At 71.8% G+C, this 19,068-nt stretch carries 18 protein-coding genes and 3 tRNA genes; 11 read left to right on the top strand and 10 right to left on the bottom strand.

Features of this window, described 5'->3' with window-relative positions; all coding sequences use genetic code 11:
• Window positions 1-24 precede the first annotated feature (24 nt).
• Window positions 25-1,437, top strand: coding sequence for an aminopeptidase P family protein (locus D0Z08_RS08480; protein ID WP_245993778.1), 1,413 nt, complete (start codon window positions 25-27; stop codon window positions 1,435-1,437).
• 74 nt (window positions 1,438-1,511) lie between these two features.
• On the opposite strand, the gene D0Z08_RS08475 is transcribed toward D0Z08_RS08480, so the two are convergent.
• A complete protein-coding gene (locus D0Z08_RS08475) occupies window positions 1,512-2,330 on the bottom strand; it encodes a hypothetical protein (RefSeq protein WP_147381369.1) in 819 nt (272 codons plus the stop codon).
• A 90-nt stretch (window positions 2,331-2,420) separates the two neighbouring features.
• On the opposite strand from D0Z08_RS08475, the gene D0Z08_RS08470 reads away from it, so the two are divergent.
• A tRNA-Arg gene (locus tag D0Z08_RS08470) sits at window positions 2,421-2,496 on the top strand.
• A 102-nt stretch (window positions 2,497-2,598) separates the two neighbouring features.
• Here D0Z08_RS08470 and D0Z08_RS32910 read toward each other — a convergent pair.
• From D0Z08_RS32910 to D0Z08_RS08440, 5 genes are all read right to left on the bottom strand, one after another.
• A complete protein-coding gene (locus D0Z08_RS32910; RefSeq protein WP_245993776.1) occupies window positions 2,599-2,766 on the bottom strand; it encodes a DUF805 domain-containing protein in 168 nt (55 codons plus the stop codon).
• A 131-nt stretch (window positions 2,767-2,897) separates the two neighbouring features.
• Complete coding sequence (locus D0Z08_RS32035) at window positions 2,898-3,449, bottom strand: hypothetical protein (RefSeq protein WP_182481229.1); 552 nt, start codon at window positions 3,447-3,449, stop codon at window positions 2,898-2,900.
• A gap of 58 nt (window positions 3,450-3,507) precedes the next feature.
• A complete protein-coding gene (locus tag D0Z08_RS08450; RefSeq protein WP_118924577.1) occupies window positions 3,508-4,539 on the bottom strand; it encodes an adenosine deaminase in 1,032 nt (343 codons plus the stop codon).
• On the bottom strand, window positions 4,536-5,279 hold the full coding sequence (locus tag D0Z08_RS08445) for a DsbA family protein (protein WP_118924575.1): 744 nt from the start codon (window positions 5,277-5,279) through the stop codon (window positions 4,536-4,538). The genes D0Z08_RS08450 and D0Z08_RS08445 overlap by 4 nt, the downstream gene beginning before the upstream one ends.
• Window positions 5,280-5,804, bottom strand: coding sequence for a MauE/DoxX family redox-associated membrane protein (locus D0Z08_RS08440; RefSeq protein ID WP_118924573.1), 525 nt, complete (start codon window positions 5,802-5,804; stop codon window positions 5,280-5,282).
• 72 nt (window positions 5,805-5,876) lie between these two features.
• Between D0Z08_RS08440 and orn the strand changes: the two genes are divergently transcribed.
• The 4 genes from orn to D0Z08_RS08420 all read left to right on the top strand — a co-directional run bounded on the left by orn (window position 5,877) and on the right by D0Z08_RS08420 (window position 8,193).
• Window positions 5,877-6,524 (top strand): oligoribonuclease, encoded by a 648-nt coding sequence (orn, locus tag D0Z08_RS08435; protein WP_118924741.1) that lies wholly within the window; start codon window positions 5,877-5,879, stop codon window positions 6,522-6,524.
• A gap of 35 nt (window positions 6,525-6,559) precedes the next feature.
• Window positions 6,560-6,635: transfer RNA gene (locus tag D0Z08_RS08430), tRNA-His, on the top strand.
• 67 nt (window positions 6,636-6,702) lie between these two features.
• Window positions 6,703-7,278: a histone deacetylase gene (locus D0Z08_RS08425; protein ID WP_147381368.1), complete on the top strand. Its 576-nt coding sequence runs from the start codon at window positions 6,703-6,705 to the stop codon at window positions 7,276-7,278.
• Window positions 7,279-7,293: 15 nt separating this feature from the next.
• Window positions 7,294-8,193 carry a helix-turn-helix domain-containing GNAT family N-acetyltransferase gene (locus D0Z08_RS08420; protein ID WP_118924569.1) on the top strand — a complete coding sequence of 300 codons (900 nt, stop codon included), beginning with the start codon at window positions 7,294-7,296 and terminating at the stop codon, window positions 8,191-8,193.
• On the opposite strand, the gene D0Z08_RS08415 is transcribed toward D0Z08_RS08420, so the two are convergent.
• Together D0Z08_RS08415 and D0Z08_RS08410 are read right to left on the bottom strand one after the other, a co-directional pair.
• The gene (locus tag D0Z08_RS08415; RefSeq protein ID WP_118924567.1) at window positions 8,180-10,144 is read right to left on the bottom strand and encodes a penicillin acylase family protein; all 1,965 of its coding nucleotides are present in this window, start codon (window positions 10,142-10,144) and stop codon (window positions 8,180-8,182) included. The two genes, D0Z08_RS08420 and D0Z08_RS08415, sit on opposite strands and share 14 nt — an antisense overlap.
• Window positions 10,145-10,162: 18 nt before the next feature.
• Window positions 10,163-11,110 carry a pirin family protein gene (locus D0Z08_RS08410; RefSeq protein ID WP_118924739.1) on the bottom strand — a complete coding sequence of 316 codons (948 nt, stop codon included), beginning with the start codon at window positions 11,108-11,110 and terminating at the stop codon, window positions 10,163-10,165.
• 73 nt (window positions 11,111-11,183) lie between these two features.
• Here D0Z08_RS08410 and D0Z08_RS08405 point away from each other — a divergent pair, with 73 nt between their 5' ends.
• The 4 genes from D0Z08_RS08405 (at window position 11,184) to D0Z08_RS08390 (ending at window position 14,516) form a co-directional block, all read left to right on the top strand.
• Complete coding sequence (locus D0Z08_RS08405) at window positions 11,184-12,773, top strand: phytoene desaturase family protein (protein WP_281271711.1); 1,590 nt, start codon at window positions 11,184-11,186, stop codon at window positions 12,771-12,773.
• 103 nt (window positions 12,774-12,876) lie between these two features.
• Window positions 12,877-12,949: transfer RNA gene (locus tag D0Z08_RS08400), tRNA-Lys, on the top strand.
• 104 nt (window positions 12,950-13,053) lie between these two features.
• The gene (locus D0Z08_RS08395) at window positions 13,054-13,440 is read left to right on the top strand and encodes a hypothetical protein (RefSeq protein WP_118924563.1); all 387 of its coding nucleotides are present in this window, start codon (window positions 13,054-13,056) and stop codon (window positions 13,438-13,440) included.
• A gap of 104 nt (window positions 13,441-13,544) precedes the next feature.
• The gene (locus D0Z08_RS08390) at window positions 13,545-14,516 is read left to right on the top strand and encodes a calcium-binding protein (RefSeq protein WP_118924561.1); all 972 of its coding nucleotides are present in this window, start codon (window positions 13,545-13,547) and stop codon (window positions 14,514-14,516) included.
• Between the two features lie 170 nt (window positions 14,517-14,686).
• On the opposite strand, the gene D0Z08_RS31635 is transcribed toward D0Z08_RS08390, so the two are convergent.
• Together D0Z08_RS31635 and D0Z08_RS08375 are read right to left on the bottom strand one after the other, a co-directional pair.
• Entirely contained in the window at window positions 14,687-15,175 is a 489-nt protein-coding gene (locus D0Z08_RS31635; RefSeq protein WP_147381367.1) for a hypothetical protein, read from the bottom strand.
• A 296-nt stretch (window positions 15,176-15,471) separates the two neighbouring features.
• Complete coding sequence (locus tag D0Z08_RS08375; RefSeq protein ID WP_118924555.1) at window positions 15,472-16,125, bottom strand: hypothetical protein; 654 nt, start codon at window positions 16,123-16,125, stop codon at window positions 15,472-15,474.
• A 220-nt stretch (window positions 16,126-16,345) separates the two neighbouring features.
• Between D0Z08_RS08375 and D0Z08_RS08370 the strand changes: the two genes are divergently transcribed.
• Window positions 16,346-18,997: a DEAD/DEAH box helicase gene (locus D0Z08_RS08370; RefSeq protein ID WP_118924553.1), complete on the top strand. Its 2,652-nt coding sequence runs from the start codon at window positions 16,346-16,348 to the stop codon at window positions 18,995-18,997.
• Window positions 18,998-19,068: the final 71 nt, after the last annotated feature.

The raw sequence follows: 19,068 nt of genomic DNA, 5'->3' as shown, positions 1-19,068 counted from the left end.
ACCCGTGGAAGTTACAGTGGGGGCGTGAACGACGCCCCCAAGGAGCTGAAGACCGAGTCCCACGACCCTGCCGTCCCGGAGGCGTACGCCGCCTTCATGCGGACCGGCTGGGACGACCGCGAGCGGGAGGTCTCGCCGCACCCGATCACATCGTGGGCTGCCGCGCGCCGGGCTCGGCTGGCCGCGACCTTCCCAGGCGAGCGACTCGTGCTCCCTGCCGGCACGTTCAAGGTGCGCGCCGCCGACACCGACTACCGGTTCCGGCCCGACACCGCGCACAGCTACTTCTCCGGCAACCAGACGTCGGACGCCGTACTCGTCGTCGAGCCGGACGGCTCCTCGACCCTCTACGCGCGGCCGCGGTCCGGGCGGGACAGCGACGAGTTCTTCCGGGACCGGCAGTACGGCGCGCTCTGGGCCGGTCGCCGTCCGTCGCTCGGTGAGCTCGAGGCCGCGCTCGGCCTTCCGGTCAAGCACGTTGACGAGCTTCCCGACGTCCTCGCCGTGTCCGCGAAGACCCGCGTGCACCGCGGCCTCTCGGCCACCGTCGATGCGCTGGTGCCCGCCGACGAGTCCCTCGACGACGACTTCGCCCGGGTGATCTCGGAGATGCGCCTGGTGAAGGACGAGTGGGAGCTGGGCGAGCTCCAGACCGCGTGCGACATCACCACGCTGGGCTTCGAGGACTCCGTCGCCGAGTGGGCCAACGTGCTCGAGCACGGCGAGCGCTGGCTCGAGGGCACCTTCTTCCGGCGGGCCCGCGCGATGGGCAACGACCTCGGCTACGACTCCATCGTGGCCGGCGGCTCGCACGCGACCACGCTGCACTGGATCGAGAACTCCGGCCCGGTCGTCCCCGGCGAGCTGGTTCTGCTCGACATGGGCGTCGAGGGTCACAACCTCTACACGGCCGACGTCACCCGGACGCTCCCGGTCAACGGCACCTTCAGCCCGCTGCAGCGCGACCTCTACACGCTGGTCCTGCGCGCGCAGGAGGCCGGCATCGCAGCGCTCCGGCCCGACGTGCCGTTCCTCGCCGGCCACGATGCGGCCATGGCCGTGCTCGCGCAGGGGCTCGGCGACCTCGGACTGCTGCCCGTCTCGGTCGAGGAGGCGCTCGACCCGGAGTCCAAGCTCTACGCCCGCTGGACCCTGCACGGCACCAGCCACATGCTCGGCATGGACGTCCACGACTGCGGACGCGCCGCGCCCGAGTCCTACCGCGACGGCACCCTCGCCGAGGGCATGGTGCTGACCGTCGAGCCCGGGCTGTACTTCCAGGAGGACGACCTGCTCGTCCCCGAGGAGCTCCGCGGCATCGGCATCCGGATCGAGGACGACGTCGTCGTCACTGCCGACGGTGTCCGCAACCTGTCGGCCGCCCTCCCCCGTGAGGCCGACGCTGTCGAGGAGTGGATGGGCCGGCTGCGGGGGTGAGGTCGTGTGCCTCAGGGCACGCTGGTCGGCCAGTCGTGTGCCTCAGGGAACGTTAGGTCGGCCAGTCGTGTGCCTCAGACCCTGCGTGCCTCCCGTCGTGTGCCTGAGCCATCGGAATTGCGATCCCTGAGGCACACGACCGCGGAGTTCTCGACCGCGAGCACCACCACGGTCCCGTCGGCCCGGACCCACTCGCAGTCCGTCCATCGCCGTTTGCCCTCGCTGTCGAGCCGCGGCACCTGGCGAACGGGCAGCGGGATCGCGAACTCGCGACAGAGTCGACCGACATCGCGCTCGGCGCCTGAGTGCACGCCGCCCTCGATGTCCTTGACCAGACCGCGGAAGGCCTTCGCGCGGCGCAGCGGCTTCAGCTGGACGATCGCCCGGCCGAGCCGCGCGGCCGTGGTGAGCCGCTGCTGGACTGACGCCGCGAGTACGCCGTACGCCGGCCGGAGTGGTGCGTCGTACCCTCCCCACAACAGGAGCGCGTGCTCGAGCCGGCAGCACGGAATGCCGGGTCGTGGGTCGCGAAGCACCTCGAACGGTCGCCGCGACCGGAAGAACCGGACGCCGGGCACTTCCTCGAAGCTCAGCTCATCATCGACGATCACCGTGACGTCCGAGCGCGACCAGCCGACCAAACCGCTCCGCGCGCCAGCTGTGAGACCCCCGAGCATGCTGCGCGGCCCAGCGTGCAGCACACCGACCCATCGGCGCTGCTCCTCGCCGAGTGGCCCGCTGAAGATGCTGACGACCCGCGGCGTCCGCTCGGCCCATCGTCCGCTGCGGACCTGACGATCCACGGCGTTCCAGTTCATCCCGAGAGCGGTCAGCTGGCGTCGGGCCAAGACCCCGCTCTGCGCCGATGCCAGCGACCTGATTCCTTCGTCCATGCGCGGCAGCCTGCGCCGTGCGCTGCCGGATCGGAACCACCCAATCCCGTTGTCCACAACACGCGAATGGGATACTCAGACCCAGCACTAGCCCCCGTGGCGCAATGGATAGCGCAGTGGATTTCTACTCCAACGGTTGCGGGTTCGACTCCTGCCGGGGGCGCCAGATCGTCGCTCGACCGCGACGCGGTCAGGCCGGGATCGGCCCCCACTGGTTGTCCCCGTCGCTCTCCTGCAGGGCGAACACGAACCACGCGATGATCCCGATTCACGGCACCAGCAGGATCAGCGCCCACCACCCGCTCTTGCCGGTGTCGTGGATCCGCCGCACCGTGAGCGCGAGGCTGGGCAGGAACAAGGCCAGGACGAGACCGAGCAGCCCGGTGCTCCCGCCCTCGGGGACCGTGCCGAGCGCGAAGCCAAGGATCGCGGCCACGACCCCCTGCCGCGGCGGACGCGACCCTGACAGCGGCGCGCCTCCGACGATCGGGAAACGCGCCAGGTCAGGATTGCCCTGGCCCCGGGGAGTATGAGCCCCCGGGGCCCGAGCCATTTTCGAGGACGCGCTCAGGCGGCGTTGATGACCGCGGCAGCAAGCTCCTCGAGCACCTCGAGCTCGAGCGGCTCGCCGTGCTGGTTGTCGCCGCTGACGACGTACGCCGTGTCGCCGCTCTTGACGAAGAGCGAGCCCCGGAACCGGACGGCCGAGTCGCCGACGCCGTCGACCGGGACGACGTCACCGCTGGCCGCGAAGGCGTCGTACGACGCGACGTCGGGCTCGCCGGACTCGTCGACGATCGTGGACAGCTCGACGGTCGCGTCGCTGTCGGTCTCGAACTCACAGCCTTCCCACACCAGCGAGCCGCCGGAGGTCTCGACGTCTTCCCCGCCCGGCTCGACGCCGGTGACGTCGAAGTCGATGATCTCGGTGACCTCCTCCGGGGACAGCAGGCAGGTGTACTCGCCCGGGCTCTCGATGCTCGACTCCGAGGCGCCACCCGGGTCCTCCGCCTCCTCCGGATCGTCCACGTCGTCCACGCACGCAGTGGCGAGGAGCACCACCGCGATCGCGGCAGCCGACCTCAGCGCCTGGTGTCGTACCCGCCGCGTCGCGTGCATCGAAGACCTCCTCGTCCTCCTCCCGGAAACTAGCAACGAGGCGCGGCCTGCGCGACCGTCAGGAGGCGACGTACGCGTCGATCTCCCCAAGGATCCGCTGCTGCACGTCCGCCGGGGCCCAGGAGGCCGTGACCGCTGCCCGCGCGAGACCGGCGACGCCCGCCTCGTCGAGGTCCAGGAGATCGGCGGCGACGTCGTACTCCTTGTTGAGGGTGGTGCCGAACATCGGCGGGTCGTCGGAGTTGATGGTCACCACGACACCGGCCTCGACGAACGTCGGGAGCGGGTGCTCAGCGAGCGACGCGACGGCGCGGGTGGCGACGTTGGACGACGGGCACACCTCGAGCGCGATGCCGTGCTCGGCCAGGTAGGTCAGCAGGGCAGGATCCTGGGCCGCTGAGGTGCCGTGGCCGATCCGCTCGGCACCCAGGTCGTGGATCGCCGACCAGATCGTCTCCGGGCCGGTGGTCTCGCCGGCGTGCGGCACCGAGTGGAGCCCGGCGGCGCGGGCCGCGTCGAAGACGTCCTTGAACTGCGGGCGGTCGACGCCGACCTCGGGCCCGCCGAGACCGAAGCCGACCAGCCCGGCCGGCGCGTGGTCGAGCGCGAACCGCAGCGTCTCGTCGGCCGCCGGGAGCCCGGACTCACCCGGGATGTCGTAGATCCAGCGCAGCACCAGCCCGAAGTCGCGCTCCGCGGCGACCCGGGCGTCCTCGATCGCCTCGGTGTAGGCCTCGATCGGCATCCCACGGCCGGGGTCGCGCGGCAGCACGGAGGTGTACGGCGTGCACGTCAGCTCCGCGTAGCGCACCGACTGTGCCTCCGCGAGCTCACGCGCGATCTCGTAGGTGAGGTAGCGGATGTCCTCCGGGGTCCTCACCAGGTCGACGACCGCCAGGTAGACCTCGATGAAGTGGGCGAAGTCGCGGAACTCGAAGAACCGGCGCAGGTCCTCCAGGTCGCTCGGAACCGTGCCCGGGTGCCGGGCGGCGAGCTCGCTGACGATCCGGGGCGACGCGGAGCCGACGTGGTGGACGTGCAGCTCGGCCTTGGGCAGACCGGCGACGAAGCCGTCCCGAAGCCTGCTCACTCGACGGCCTCGAGGATCTGGTCGGCGAGGTCCTCCACCGAGCTGTAGCCGGTGACCTGCTCGCCGTCGAGGAGCACCGTCGGCGTCCCTTCGACGTTGGCGTCCTGCGCGGCCTTGGTGGCGCCGGTCACCCAGTCCTCCATCGCCAGCGACTCGATGCCCTCACGAACGTCGGCCTCCTCGGCGCCGGCCTCCACGGCGAGATCGACCAGGTCGTCGTCCGAGGGGTACGGGCCACCCTCGGCAGGCTGGTTGTCGTAGAGCAGGTCGTGAAGCTCCTTGGCGACCTCGGCACCCGACTCCTCGAGCACCACCGCGAACGCGTTGGCCGCGCGGACCGGGTAGTCACCGAAGCTGGAGCTCAGCAGGTCGAACGGCCGGTAGTCCACGAACACCTTGCCGTCCGCCGCGAGCTCGGCGAGCTGCTCGGAGGTCTGGGCCTCCAGCTGCCCGCAGAAGGGGCAGAGGAAGTCCTCGTAGATCACCACGGTGTGGTCGGCTTCGGGCTCGCCGATCGTGACGCCGTACTCGCTCTCGCCGGCGGCGGGTGCGTCGACCTCCTCCTTGTTGAGGACGGTCACCACGATGGCGCCGCCGACGATCACCAGGAACAGTGCCGCGACGCCGCCGATCATCAGGATGCGACGGCGCTTCTCGGCACGCTGCTGCTCGGCGCGCAGCTCGGCGGCCTTGGCGGCGCGCGCGGCGGACTTGTTGGTGGGCGACGACTTCGAGGACATTCAGCTTCCTTGCTCGACGGGGTCGGGATCGGAGACGGAGCCGCCAGCGGTGCCGGGGGCACGGTTCGGGAAGAGCAGGTTGTCGACGGCGAGCCGGGTCCGCCGTACGACCACGAGGTAGCAGGAGGCGGCCAGCAGGCCGACGTCGCGCGCGATCTCCCAGGGGTACGACGACGCGGCGTCCTCCTTCGGGCCACCACCCCCGAAGCACCCGCAGTCGATCTCGATGCCGCGCGCCCACACCGAGGCGATGCCGATGATGAACGCGACGAACAGCAGCGCCGAGACCAGCGCGGCGCCTCGCGTGAACGCGCCCACGACGAGCGCGAGACCCACGACCAGCTCGACCGCGGGCAGGGCGACGCCGACGGGCTCGACGAGCGAGCCGGGCAGCAGCTCGTAGGCGCGGACGGCAGCCATGCTCGCGGCCGGGTCGGTGATCTTGAGGGCTCCGGCGACGATCCAGACTCCGCCCGTGACCAGGCGCGCGACCAGCCCCAGCCACTCCAGCGCCCTGCCTTCCATGGATCGTGAGCGTAGGACACCGTCCTGAGCCAACCCTGAGGAGAGTCGGCCCGACGGCGTAGGGTGCCGTTCGTGAACGAGCGACTGGTCTGGATCGACTGCGAGATGACGGGGCTCGACCTGGGAGCCGACGCGTTGATCGAGGTCGCCGCACTGGTCACCGATTTCGACCTCAACGTCCTCGGCGACGGCATCGACATCGTCGTCAAGCCTCCTGCCGAGGCCCTCGACCAGATGATCGACTTCGTCCGCACCATGCACGAGACGTCCGGCCTGCTTGACGAGCTGGCCGGCGGCGTCACCCTCGCCGAGGCCGAGGAGCAGGTGATGGCCTACCTCGCCCAGCACTGCCCGCCCGAGAGCCGCCCACCGCTCGCCGGCAACTCGGTCGCGACCGACCGGGCCTTCCTGGCACGGGACATGCCGGCGCTCGACGCGTTCCTGCACTACCGGATCGTCGACGTGAGCTCGATCAAGGAGCTCTCCCGCCGGTGGTACCCGCGGGCCTACTTCGGCGCCCCCACCAAGCGGGGCAACCACCGGGCGCTCGCGGACATCCAGGAGAGCATCGAGGAGCTCCGCTACTACCGCGACACCGTCTTCGTGCCCCTGCCCGGCCCCGACAGCGAGGCGGCCAAGGTCGCGGCCGCGCGCCATGGTGGGTCGATCACCGGGCTCGGCGGTCCGCAGGCAGATCCCAATTCTGCTGCGGAGGCCTGAGACCACTACACTCGTCCCCGGCCGTGAGGCCCATGGTGGGTATAGCTCAGCTGGTAGAGCGCCGCGTTGTGGTCGCGGATGTCGCGGGTTCAAGTCCCGTTACTCACCCCAGACGTTCACGAGAGCCGGATCCCGACGGGATCCGGCTCTCGTGCGTTTCCGGGTTAACCTCGTCCGGATGTCGACCCGTCGCGTGTGGTACGCCGCGTACGGCTCCAACACGGAAGCCGCGCGGTTCGACTGCTACCTGCGCGGAGGCTGTCCCGCCGGCGGCGCGCGCACCCATCCCGGCTGCCGGGACACCAGCGCACCGGTCGACACCAAGGCCCTCTGGCTGCCCGGCAGCGTCTACTTCGCAGGGAGCTCGACCGTCTGGGGTGGCGGCATGGCCTTCTACGATCCGGCCGGCTCCGGCCCGGTGGCCGCTCGTGGCTGGCTGATCACCGTGCAGCAGCTCGCCGACCTCATCACCCAGGAGATGCACGGCGAGCCCGGCAGCCGCCCCGATCTCGAGCGCCGGGTCCTCGCCATCGTGCGTCGATCGGGCGAGGGCGTCCACCGGCTCGGCACCGGCCGCTACGAGACGCTGGTCACGACCCGCAGCCTCGACGGCACCCCCGTCGTCACCTTCACCGCGGACCGGGCCCATCCCCACCGCGAGCGCACGCGCCCGAGCCCCGGCTACCTCACGACCATCGCCGCCGGGCTCGCGCAGGTCGGTCACGGTCGGGCTTTCACGCCGTCAATTCTCTGACTAAAGTCAGACATTGTGAGTACGACGGCAGTCCTGCGCCGCTTCAACCGGACCTACACCCAGCGGATCGGGGTGCTCGAGGAGTCCTTCCTCGGCACCGGACGACCGCTCGCAGTCAGCCGGCTGCTGTTCGAGATCGGCGCTGGCGGTCCAGGCGACGGCGTCACCGTGCGTGACCTGCGGGAGCGGCTCGACCTCGACAGTGGCCACCTGTCCCGGATGCTCCGCCGGCTGGAGAACGAGGGACTGGTGGCGACATCGCCCGACCCGGCGGACCAGCGCCGGCGCGTCGTACTCCTCACCGAGGAGGGGCGGGCCGCACGGCAGGAGCTCGACGACCGGTCCGAGGAGCTCGCTGCGCGGATCGTCGCGCCCCTCACCGACCGCCAGCGCGAGCGGCTCGCCTCGGCCCTGGCCACCGCCGATCTGCTCGTGCGCGCAGCGACGGTCCACCTGCGCGAGGTACCGCCGGACGACCCGCTCGGCCGGGCCGCGCTCGGGCACTACCTCGCCGAGATCGACGCCCGGTTCCCGACCGGCTACCAGGTCGACGGTCCGGTCGCGGCAGCAGCGACCGAGCCGGGGTCGACGTACGTCCTCGCGACCAGTGACGGCGAGCCGGTGGCGTACGGCGGCCTCCGGCCAGCGCCGGCGCTCGGCGAGACCACCATCGAGATCAAGCGGATGTGGGTGCACGCCGACTGGCGCGGCGCCGGGCTCGGGTCACGGATGCTCCGCCACCTGGAGGACCTGGCGCGGAAGCAGGGCGCCACGCGGATCGTCCTCGACACGAACGGCGTCCTCGAGGAGGCGATCGCGATGTACGGGCGGGCGGGCTACCGCGCGATCGACCGCTATCCCGGCAGCGACCCCCACGCCACCCACTACTTCGAGAAGGTGCTCACGCCTCGGTGAGCTCCTCCCAGTCGGTCACGATCGGCGCGAGCTCACCGGCAGCCCATAGCGCCAACTGGTCGTGGTGGTGCGGGTCGCCGGGCAACCCGTGGGCGCCGACCGGCACCACCCAGCCACCGGCCGTGCGGTCGGCGAGGTCCCAGACGTAGCGGGCGACCGAGCCGCGGCTGCACTCGTCGGTGAGCGCCGGGTAGGACACGCAGCAGCGGACACAGTCGGCGTCGCCGGAGAGCGCCAGGCGGGGCAGCCCGTCGTAGTCGTGATCGGTGAGGTAGCCGAACCAGTGCACCGGGTCCGTGACATGGGTGTCGCCCCAGGTCGCGGCATCGGAGCCGGCGGCATCCACCTCCGCGAGCGCGGCCTGCGCGTGCGCGACGAGGTCGATCCCGAACGGCCGGTTCCCCGCGACGTTCTCGTTGGCGAGCCGCGGCAGCGCAAGCCCCAGCCGGTAGGTCGCGTTGAGCCAGGGCGCGAAGATCTCCTCGTGCCGGTGGCCCGCCGGCGGCTCGAACAGCGCGGCGAACACCGGCTCCTCGCAGATCCGCCGGACCAGAGCACTGCGGAACGCTGCGTAGCGAGCGGCCTCGGCCGAGCCGGCCGCCATGATCCCGTCGAAGTCGTCGAAGGCGCCCGGCACCAGCGCGGTCACCATCGGCACCGTCTGCAGCAGCGCATCGTTGTGGAACGCCACGTAGTCGTCGGTGGTCAGGTCGGTGTGGCCGTCCAGCAGCGTGTGCAGCCGGTCGGCACGGTACGGCGCCGCGAAGACGCTGCCGATCGCGTCGGACTCGGGTCCGCGCCGCTCGTTGGCCGTCACGACGTGGCCGTCGGTGGCGATCTCGGCCCGGTTGGGCTCGGCCAGCCAACCGACCCACGCACCACTCTCGTCGCGCACCGGCACCCGGCCGGCGATCCGGTAGCGCAGGTTGCCCGACCGGTCGGCGATCACTGCGTTGTTGACCGGTTCGACCCAGGCGTCGAGCACCCGGTCGACGTCGTCGACGGACCGCGCGCGGAGCAGCCCGAGGATCGCGTCGAAACCGAGATCGCCGAGCTCCCAGGACGTCGTACGGACGGCCAGGCCGTCCTCGAAGACCAGTCCCCGGGCGGTCTGGACGACGTCGATCTCGACCGCGTCCCCGCCGAGCACCGCGATCGTCTCGGTGTGCCGCTCGACGACGTCGGAGCCGTCGTCCTCGGTCACGTCCTGGTAGTCGGCGCAGGCGTTGGTGATCGCCCACGCCACGTCTCCCGCGTGCGCGAAGTGCTGCACACCCGGCACCCCGACGAACGTGTAGCCGACCACGTCGAACGAGTCCGTGGGGTCCTCGCAGGCGAGCCGCACCTGCTGGTAGACACCGGGCTGCTCGATGATCCGGTGCGGGTCGCCGCCGATGAGCGGCAGCCCGCTGGCCGTCCGCCCGCCGCCCGCAGCCCAGGCGTTGCTGCCCGACGCGGTCGGGTCCTGGTGCGACAGGAACCGCACCTCGTCGCCGAGCACGTCGGCGGCGAGCCGCTTCCACAGCAGCCCGCCGATGTTGGCGAAGAGCAGGTGCTGGGCGAGGAACGTCGCCAGCGGCATCCACGGCTCCCACTCCCCCGGCTCGATGCCCGCCTTCGCCAGCTCGGGCACCGTGCCGGGGTCGAGCACCGCCAGCGCCTCGTTGACCCCGTCGACGTACGACGACACGAACCGCTGCGTCTCGTCCGTGCACGCCGCGAACGCCCGCTGTGCGGTCTCGACGGTCCGCATCCGGCGGGAGAACCGGTCCCACGACAGGCCCGGCTCCCCCACGACCTCCGCGGTCGTGCCGTTCGCGCGGCGGCGCAGCCACTCGAGCTGCCACGCGCGGTCGGCGACGGTCACCCGCCCCTGCGCATGCGCGAGATCGAGGATCGAGTCCGCCCTCAGGTGCGGGATTCCGAACGCGTCACGGTAGAGGCGGGCCATGCCTTCGGACCCTATGGGTCAGGCGGGAAGCTGCCCGAACCGGCCCTTCTGGAAGTCGGTGTAGGCCTCCATCACCTCGGACTTGGTGTTCATCACGAACGGCCCGACCCACGCGATCGGCTCGTTGATCGGGCGACCGCCGACGACGATCACGTCCAGCTTCGGCGAGCGGCTCTCCTGGCTGCCGTCGGCGGAGATCGTCAGGTAGTCGCCGGCACCGAGCACGGCGGACTGGCCCATCGCGATCGGGCGACCGTCGAGACCGACCGTGCCGCGACCGTTGAGGACGTAGACCAGCGCGTTGTAGTCCGGCGCCCAGGGCAGGTCGAGGCGCGCACCGGGCTCGATCGTGGCGTGCACGAGCGACATCGGCGTGAAGGTCGAGCCGGGGCCCTCGTGGCCGTCGACCGATCCGGCGATCACACGGACCAGCGCACCGGCGTCGGGCGTGCTGAGCAACGCGACCTGGCCGGAGCGGATGTCCTGGTAGCGCGGGTCGTTCTTCTTGGCGTCGCGCGGGAGGTTCACCCAGAGCTGGATGCCGTGGAAGAGGCCGCCCTTCTCGACCAGCCACTCCGGCGGGGCCTCGATGTGGAGCAGGCCGCTGCCGGCGGTCATCCACTGGGTGTCGCCGTTGGTGATGGTGCCGCCACCGCCGTGGGAGTCCTGGTGGTCGAAGACGCCGTCGATGATGTAGGTCACGGTCTCGAAGCCGCGGTGCGGGTGCCAGGACGTGCCCTTGGCCTCTCCGGGCGCGTAGTCCACCTCGCCCATCTGGTCCATCATGATGAACGGGTCGAGCTGGCGCAGGTCGATGCCGGCGAACGCCCGACGCACGGGGAACCCCTCCCCCTCATAACCCTGGGGCGCGGTGACGACCTCCCAGACCGGGCGGGGCTGGTCGCCCAGGCCCGGCTCCTTCAGCCGCTCGAGAACAGTGAGGTCATCGACGGTGATTGCGGGCATGTCGCCCACCTCCCAGGTGTCAATCGGTGGATAGTTGACAGGTCAACCATATCACCCACTGAGGCATTCCCCGGTGGCCCGCTACTGTCAGCGAGTGACATCTCGGAGCAGCTACGACGTCGCGATCGTCGGCGCCGGGCACAACGGCCTGACCGCCGCGGCCTACCTTGCGAAGGCAGGGCTGTCGGTGGTCGTGCTCGAGCGCCTCGGGCACGTCGGAGGTGCCGCCGTCAGTGCCGAGGCCTTCGACGGGCGCCCGACCCGGCTCTCCCGCTACTCCTACCTGGTCTCGCTGCTCCCCGACCAGATCGTCGGCGACCTCGGGCTCGACATCGGCCTGGTGTCGCGCCCGACCGCGTCGTACACGCCGACGACCCGCGACGGCAAGCCCGGCGGCCTGCTCGTCGAGCGGGTCGAGGGCGACGCGACCCGCGAGTCGTTCCGCGAGCTCACCGGCTCCGACGACGAGTACGACGCCTGGCGGGTGTTCTACACCGACGTCGCCCGGCTCGGCTGGGTGGTCGCCCCCACCCTGCTCCAGCCCCTGCCGCGCGCGAGCAGGATCCGGGCCCAGGTCGGTGCGGAGACGTGGAACGACCTCGTCGTCGCCCCGCTGGGCGAGACGATCGAGCGCCGCTTCGCCGACGACACGATCCGCGGGGTCGTCGCCACCGATGCCCTGATCGGCACCTTCGCCTCCCTCCACGACCCGTCGCTCGTGCAGAACCGCTGCTTCCTCTACCACCTGATCGGCAACGGCACCGGCGAGTGGCGGGTGCCGATCGGCGGCATGGGGGCGGTCACCGACGCCCTGACCAAAGCCGCTCTCGACGCGGGCGGCGAGATCGTCACCGGTGCGGGAGTGCGCGCGATCGAGCCCGGCGACGACGGGGCCGAGATCCGCTACCACGACGGTCATGTCGAGCACGGCCTGCGGGCGGGCGTCGTACTCGCCAATGTCGCGCCGTGGGTGCTCGGCCTCCTGCTCGGCGAGCCGCACGACGAGACGACGAAGCCGGAGGGTGCGCAGCTCAAGGTCAACTTCCTCCTCGACCGGCTGCCGCAGCTCAGGTCCGGCGTCGACCCCGAGGTCGCGTTCGCCGGCACCCTGCACCTGTCGGAGGGCTACGGCGAGCTGCTCTCGGCGTACGGCGCCGCGGCCGCCGGCCGCCTGCCGGACCCGCTGCCGGGCGAGGTCTACTGCCACTCGCTGACCGATCCCAGCATCGTCAGTGGCGAGCCGGCGGGCACCCACACGCTGACCTACTTCGGCCTCCACACGCCGGCATCGATCTTCGATGCCGACCCCGAGGGCACCAAGGAAGAGGCGGTACGACGCGCGATCGCCTCCCTCGACGCCCACCTGGTCGAGCCCCTCGAGTCGTGCGTGGCGCGCGACGTCCAGGGCCGGCCGTGCATCGAGGCGAAGATCCCGCAGGACATCGAGCGCGACCTGGCGATGCCGGGCGGCCACATCTTCCACGGCGACCTGGAGTGGCCGTGGGCGCCCGATCGCGCGCGCCTGGAGTCGCCGGCCGAGCGATGGGGAGTTCAGACCGACCATCCGTCGGTGCTGCTCTGCGGCTCCGGCGCACGCCGCGGTGGCGCGGTCTCGGGCATCGCCGGCCACAACGCCGCGCAGGCCGTCCTCGAGTCGCGCTGACTATTTTGATGGGCCGAGCATGTCTCCGGCGACGCCGACCGGTGCTGTCCGATTTTTCCGCGGCGGTCGCACGCTGGTAACGTTTGCCCTCGCTTCACCGCTAGCACCCCTAGCTCAATTGGCAGAGCAGCTGACTCTTAATCAGCGGGTTCTCGGTTCGAGTCCGAGGGGGTGTACCGCAGAAGGCCTCTGACCAGCACCGCTGGCCAGGGGCCTTCTTTCATGCCCCCGTATCCGTCCTCCCCAGCCGGTTACTGCTCCGCAAAGGAGGACTGAGGACATGAACGATTTCTGGACCGACATCGAGCAGTTCTGGGCCGCGAACGACCACTGGATCTGGATCGCGCTGGCCGCCCTTCTCGTCGTGATTGCCATCAGTGCGCTGATCGGCTTCGCCCTGGCGAAGAAGCGCGACCTCGACCGCAAGCACGCCGACGCGATCCGCACCGACGCCAACCGCCAGAACGCCCGGATCGGGGCGAAGGACGCCGAGGCCCGCCGACTGGAGGCCGAGGCCGACCAGCTGCAGGCGGAGGCCGACCGCCTCCACGCCGTCGCCCGCGAGCGGCGTCAGCAGGTCGAGCGGGACCGCGCGCGGAACGCGGCGCGACTGAGCAAGGCCGAGCGACTCGAGCACGGCCGACGGTTCCTGGGCGCCCACCACTAGCGGACGGGCCGAGAACCGCGCCGGCACGAAACTCCGGGCGGCCGTGCAACGCATTGTCGACGGCGTGCGTCACCCTGGGTGACACCTCGAACCAGGAAGGCCCCATGAGACTCGTGTCCTGCGCCCGCGCGGCGTGCGTCGTACTGACTGCCGGCGTCCTGATCGCGCCGACCGGTGCCGTCGCGGACCCACCGCTGCGTGGCGAGGGTCCTGGCGGACCGTGCGACGCAGCGCCGACCATCAACGGCACCAACGGCGACGACACCCTGGTGGGCACACCCGGGGCCGACGTCATCTTCGGTCTCGGGGGCGACGACACGATCCGCGCCCTCGCCGGTGAGGACACCGTGTGCGCCGGCCCGGGCGACGACGCGATCTTCGCCGGGTCCGGTCGCGACGCCGTCTCCCTCGGCGGCGGGGCGGACGAGTTCCGCGGCGGCGAGGGCGACGACTGGGTGCAGGTCTACGGCGGTGCCGGCGACCGGGCGTACGGCGGACCGGACGAGGACACCTTCGTCGTCCAGATCGCCGGCGACGGGGCTGGTCTCAACACGATCCGGGTCGACGGCAACGAGCCCGCCAGGTCCGATCGCGACCCGGACCGGCTCAAGGTCGTCGCCCGCGACACCCGGGCCAACCTCCCCGTCGACGCCGATGCGCGACGGGACACGATCCGGTCGCGTCGCGCGCCCGGCAACGGCACCGTCCGCGGCATCGACGCGTTCGTCTTCACCTCGTGGCGGAACCAGTGGGCGATCTGGGTCGACTACGCCGGCGCTGGTACGGCGGACGACGTGACGGTCACCCGCGGCCGGCTGATCGCCGCCGGCGGCTCCGGGAACGACCGGTTCTCCAGCGTCGGGGGCCACGACCGGATCAGGGGCGACGGCGGCAACGACACCGTGGCCACAGGAGCGGGTGACGACACCGTGCTCGGAGGGGACGGCCGCGACGGGATCGACGGCGGCCCCGGCAACGACGCGCTGTACGGCGGTCCCGGGGCGGACCGGCTCGACGGAGCCGGTGGCATCGACCTGTGCGTCGGCGGTGAGTCCACGGTCCGCTGCGAGCACTGATCCTGCTGGTTCAGGCGGACCGTTGCCGGAGCAGGTCCGGCTAGGCAAAATCTTGGTTTTCCGACTCGAACCGGACGACAAGCAACCAGCATCCGTGCATAATTCAAAGTGCACCCGCAGGTGACCCGAGACGCCTGCGGGTGCCTTACGTTTTCAGGGCACTCCGGCCCTCAGCCGGCGGCGCTGCCCCGGCCATCGGCGGAGAGCAGGCCCAGCCCGGCGAGGTCGTCGACGACGTCGTCGAGATGCGCCGTACTGATCGCCGGCAGCACCTGGCGCACCGTGCCGTCCAGCAGCAGCACGGCCTCGATCAGGCCGTCCGGGATCGCGAGGATCTGCTTGACCTCGTCGACGCCGGCGCCGTCGCGGACGGCATCGGCGGCGAGCAGCACGTTGAGCACGCCGGTCCGCTCTCCCCAGGGACCGCCGCTGCTGTCGGCGACCGCGCACTCCACGCCGCCGACCGCCACCGGCACGCCGGCGGCGACAAGGGTCGTCAGGTCGCTCGCCAGGCCCGGCGGATCCCCGGCGAACCCGGTGGGGAGCTCGGCATCGAGGCGGATCGCGAAGGGAACGGGCCGCCCGTCGAGCTCCCGGCTCCCGGCGGACCGCGTCCGCCACCGCCATGGCGTCCTCCCCCGCAGGCACGTCGACGGCAACCCGGTCGATGCGGAGCGACGGGACGGCCTCGGCGACGTCGAGCGCCTCGGCGAGCCGGGTGTGCCCGTGCACCCCGAGAGTGATCCCGAGGGACGCGGGGACGCCGTCGGCGGTCAGCTCAGCAAGGACGTCGAGGTCCGCGACATCGACCGCCAGGGCACCGACGGCCTCACCGAAGCGCCCCGTCCGATGACGCTCGTGGGACGTGACCGCGGCCTCGAGACCACTGCGGGTGCGAGCTGTGGCGTCCACGTCCAACAGCCCGATGAGGAGGTCAGCGCAGACGTCGCCCATGTCAGCCGGCAACCGCCTCGGGCGCGACCACGGCGACGCGCGGCGTCGGGCCGTTGAAACCGACCGGCCACAGGTCCTCCGGCATGGGCATCACCCGCGCCGGCAGCAGCTTGATCGTTCGGCCGTACTTCACCCGGTACAGGCGTCGGGCGCCCGCCGCGACCAACCAGAGGTACGGCGCCCGGGTCGCCCACAGCTGGCGGGCGAGCAGCTGTGGCTCCCGGCCGGGAACGATGTGGACCGACCGCACGCTCTCACCGTCGAAGGTCGGCACCAGCGCCTCGAGCCTGGCGAGCTCCAACGACTCCGCCCGGGCGACGCCCAGCAGCAGGACCTGACCCTCGTCGTTGACGACGGCGAGGTCGAGCCCCAGCTCGCCGTCAGGCGTCGCGAACCGCACCGCAGCCTCGGGGTAGCCGGCGGCCAGCAGCTCGACGTACGCCGCCAGCTGGGCCAGCGACTGCCACCGCGGCTGCGCGGGGTCGCCCTCGACCAGCCACGTCGTGGCCTGCATCGGGTCCAGGCTCCGGACCCGGCTGGCCGACTCCATGCTCAGGAGCCCCTGGCCGAACCCTTGCTCGACCGACTTCGCGTCCGCCTCGACGAGACGCACCGCCCGGTCGCGGTCACTGATCTCGCCGAGCTCGCGCCCCATTCGCACTGCGCACCCGCGCAGTCGCGTCAGGTACGCCTCTCCCCAAGTCCCCACATCCACGCCTTCCCAGCCGATGTGGTGAGAACGTAGCGGCTCGGAACGTCCACCGGGAGTGAGTACGGCGAGGTCGAGCCGGACGCCCCGGGTGCTAGTCCCAACGAACCAGGACCCCGTGGCGGCGGTAGCCGTCCGGCCTGCCCGCCCACGAAGATGGGCGGCGATGGACAAGCAGGAGCGACGCGAGGCGCGCGATGCAGCACGGGCCGTGGCCGCGTGGTCCGTGCGCGCGCAGCAGGTCGAGGCATGGCACCACGCCACGCACGACGCCGTACGACGCGATCGCGCCGCCCTGCTGGCGCAAGCGATCCCGGTCGCACGCCGGGGCGAGACCGCGTGGCAGGTCGCGCTGATGAGCCAGGCCGACGGTGACCGGCTGATCGCCGCGCTGGTCGCCCGCGCCGACCTGCCCGCGACCACTGCCCAGGAGGCTTCGGCGCTCGGGCGGCTCACCGACGAGCGGATGGCCGCTGCGATCGCGGCGAGGCGTGTCCTCACGCCGCTGCGCTGGCTGTTCACGTCGCGGCGTCGGCGGGAGCAGGTCGGGGTCCAGGTCGCCCACCTCCGCGAGCTCTTCGCCTGGGGCCTGCAGGCGCAGGTCGCCGACAGCCTGGACCGGCTGCTGCAGCCGACCGGCGAGCTCGCCGGCACCGCGTTCACCATCGACGACCTGCTCGACCCGCGGCTCGGCCTGCTCGCGCACATCGACCCACCCGCCGGTCTCTTGCACCCGACCGCGTTCGGCGAGCTGCCGCGCTCCATGGCCGACCTCAGGGGCGCGGTCGAGGCGGAGCGTTCCGCACGCGAGGCCGTCTTGGACGCTGTCGCCGACTTCCGGGCACCGACCGTGAACGCAGCGCTCGGGACGATGCCGCTGGAGACGCTCAAGGAGGTGACGACCGGCTCGCTGCGCCTCGGCCCGCTGGACGCCGCCGGGATCACCAGCGTGCAGGCCGTGCTCGACCGGAAGCGCGAGCTCCGTCAGCTCCACGGCATCGGCTCGGGCTCCTACGGGCACCTGGTGGACGCCGCCCACACGCTCGCTCGCCTGACCGCCGACCAGCAGCCCGTCCGGCTCGCGGGAACGCCGGACCCGGCGTCCGAGGCGGTGGTGGTCGCGCTCGCTCGATGGGACGGCGTGCGCCGTACTCGAGGCGCCGAAGGCGATCTCGCGGTCGCCGACGACCTCCGGGCGCTCGCTGCGGTCGTCGACGACCGCGTCGCGCGGCTGCTGGTCGTGCCGACCCGGTCGGTGCCGGCGTCCGGGCTGGCGGACGCGATCGCGACCGTGGTCCACCGGGCCGATGTCGTGGCCACGACCACGCCGCGCGGCGTGCCCGCCGACGCCTGGGCGGACTTCACCTCGCGGCCGGCGGACTACTACGCGATGCTCGGCGCGCTCGGCTACCTGACCGAGGACGAGGAGGCGAGCCACGGCGAGCTCCCGGCAGGTCTGGTCGAGTCGGTGCGCGAGCAGGCGCTGCGGACCGAGGCGCTGACGGTGGCGCTGCGGGGGTACCAGAGCTTCGGCGCGCGGTTCGCCCTCGTGCAGCGCAAGGTGATCCTCGGCGACGAGATGGGGCTCGGGAAGACGATCGAGGCGCTCGCGGTGCTGGCCCACCTGTGGGCGACGGGTGCGTCGCACTTCCTGGTCGTGTGCCCGCCGGGCGTGCTCGTGAACTGGCTGCGCGAGATCGCCGCCCGGTCGACACTCCCCGCGCATCGCATCCACGGTGACGGGTGGCAGGAGGCGGCTGCGGCGTGGGTGGCCGGCGGCGGCGTGGCCGTGACGACGTACGACACGACCTGGATGGAGTCCGGCGCCTGGGCGCAGGGCCCGACCATCGCGTGCGTGGTGGTCGACGAGGCGCAGTACGTCAAGAACCCCGAGGCGCAGCGGTCCCGTCGTACGGCGGCGCTCGTGGCCGGCGTCGAGCGGGCGATCCTGCTCACCGGCACGCCGATGCAGAACCACGTGGGCGAGTTCCGGACGCTGGTCTCCTACCTGCAGCCGGCGCTGGTGGCCGGTCGCGAGGAGCTCGCCCCGCGACTCTTCCGGCGGGCGGTGGCTCCGGCGTACCTCCGCCGCAACCAGGAGGACGTGCTCGCCGAGCTGCCCGGCCTGGTGGAGGTCGAGGAGTGGCTGCCGATGGGGCCACGGGACCTCGCGGCGTACCGCGCCGGCGTTGCCGCCGGGAACCTGATGCAGATGCGGCGGGCGGCCATGATCCACGGCCTCGACTCCCCCAAGGTCGACCGCCTGGTCGAGATCGTCGAGGAGGCCGAGGACAACGGCCGCCGGGTCATCGTCTACTCGTACTTCAACGAGGTGCTCGCCGCCGTGCGCGAGGTGCTCACCGGCCCGGTCCACGGCCCGCTCGACGGCTCGGTCGCGGCGGGTGCGCGGCAGCGGCTGGTCGACGAGTTCTCCGCGGCCGAGGGCGGCGCGGCGCTGCTCGCGCAGATCAGCACGGGCGGGGTCGGGCTGAACATCCAGGCCGCGTCGGTCGTCGTCCTGTGCGAGCCGCAGCTCAACCCCGCCCTCGAGGCGCAGGCGATCGCCCGGGCCCACCGGATGGGGCAGCTGAGCTCGGTCCAGGTCCACCGCCTGCTCTCCGAGGACACCGTCGACGAGCGGATCCACGAGCTGCTCGCGCAGAAGCGCCGGCTGTTCGAGGAGTACGCCGAGAACAGTGCCACCGCCGACGCAGCTCCGGAGGCCACCGACGCGGAGATCGCCCGCCAGGTGCTGGCCGCCGAGCGGGAACGGCTGCTCTACCAGGCGCCCGCCGTGCCGGCTCCGGACGACGCCTGAGCACACGACACGCGCTGTCCACAGGCCAGCGCGGCCGTCCCCGGACTGTCGGGGTCGTCGGGCAGACTCGG

The organism is Nocardioides immobilis, assembly GCF_003515065.1.
GTDB lineage: Bacteria > Actinomycetota > Actinomycetes > Propionibacteriales > Nocardioidaceae > Nocardioides > Nocardioides immobilis.
This window is presented reverse-complemented; position numbering and strand designations above follow the sequence as displayed.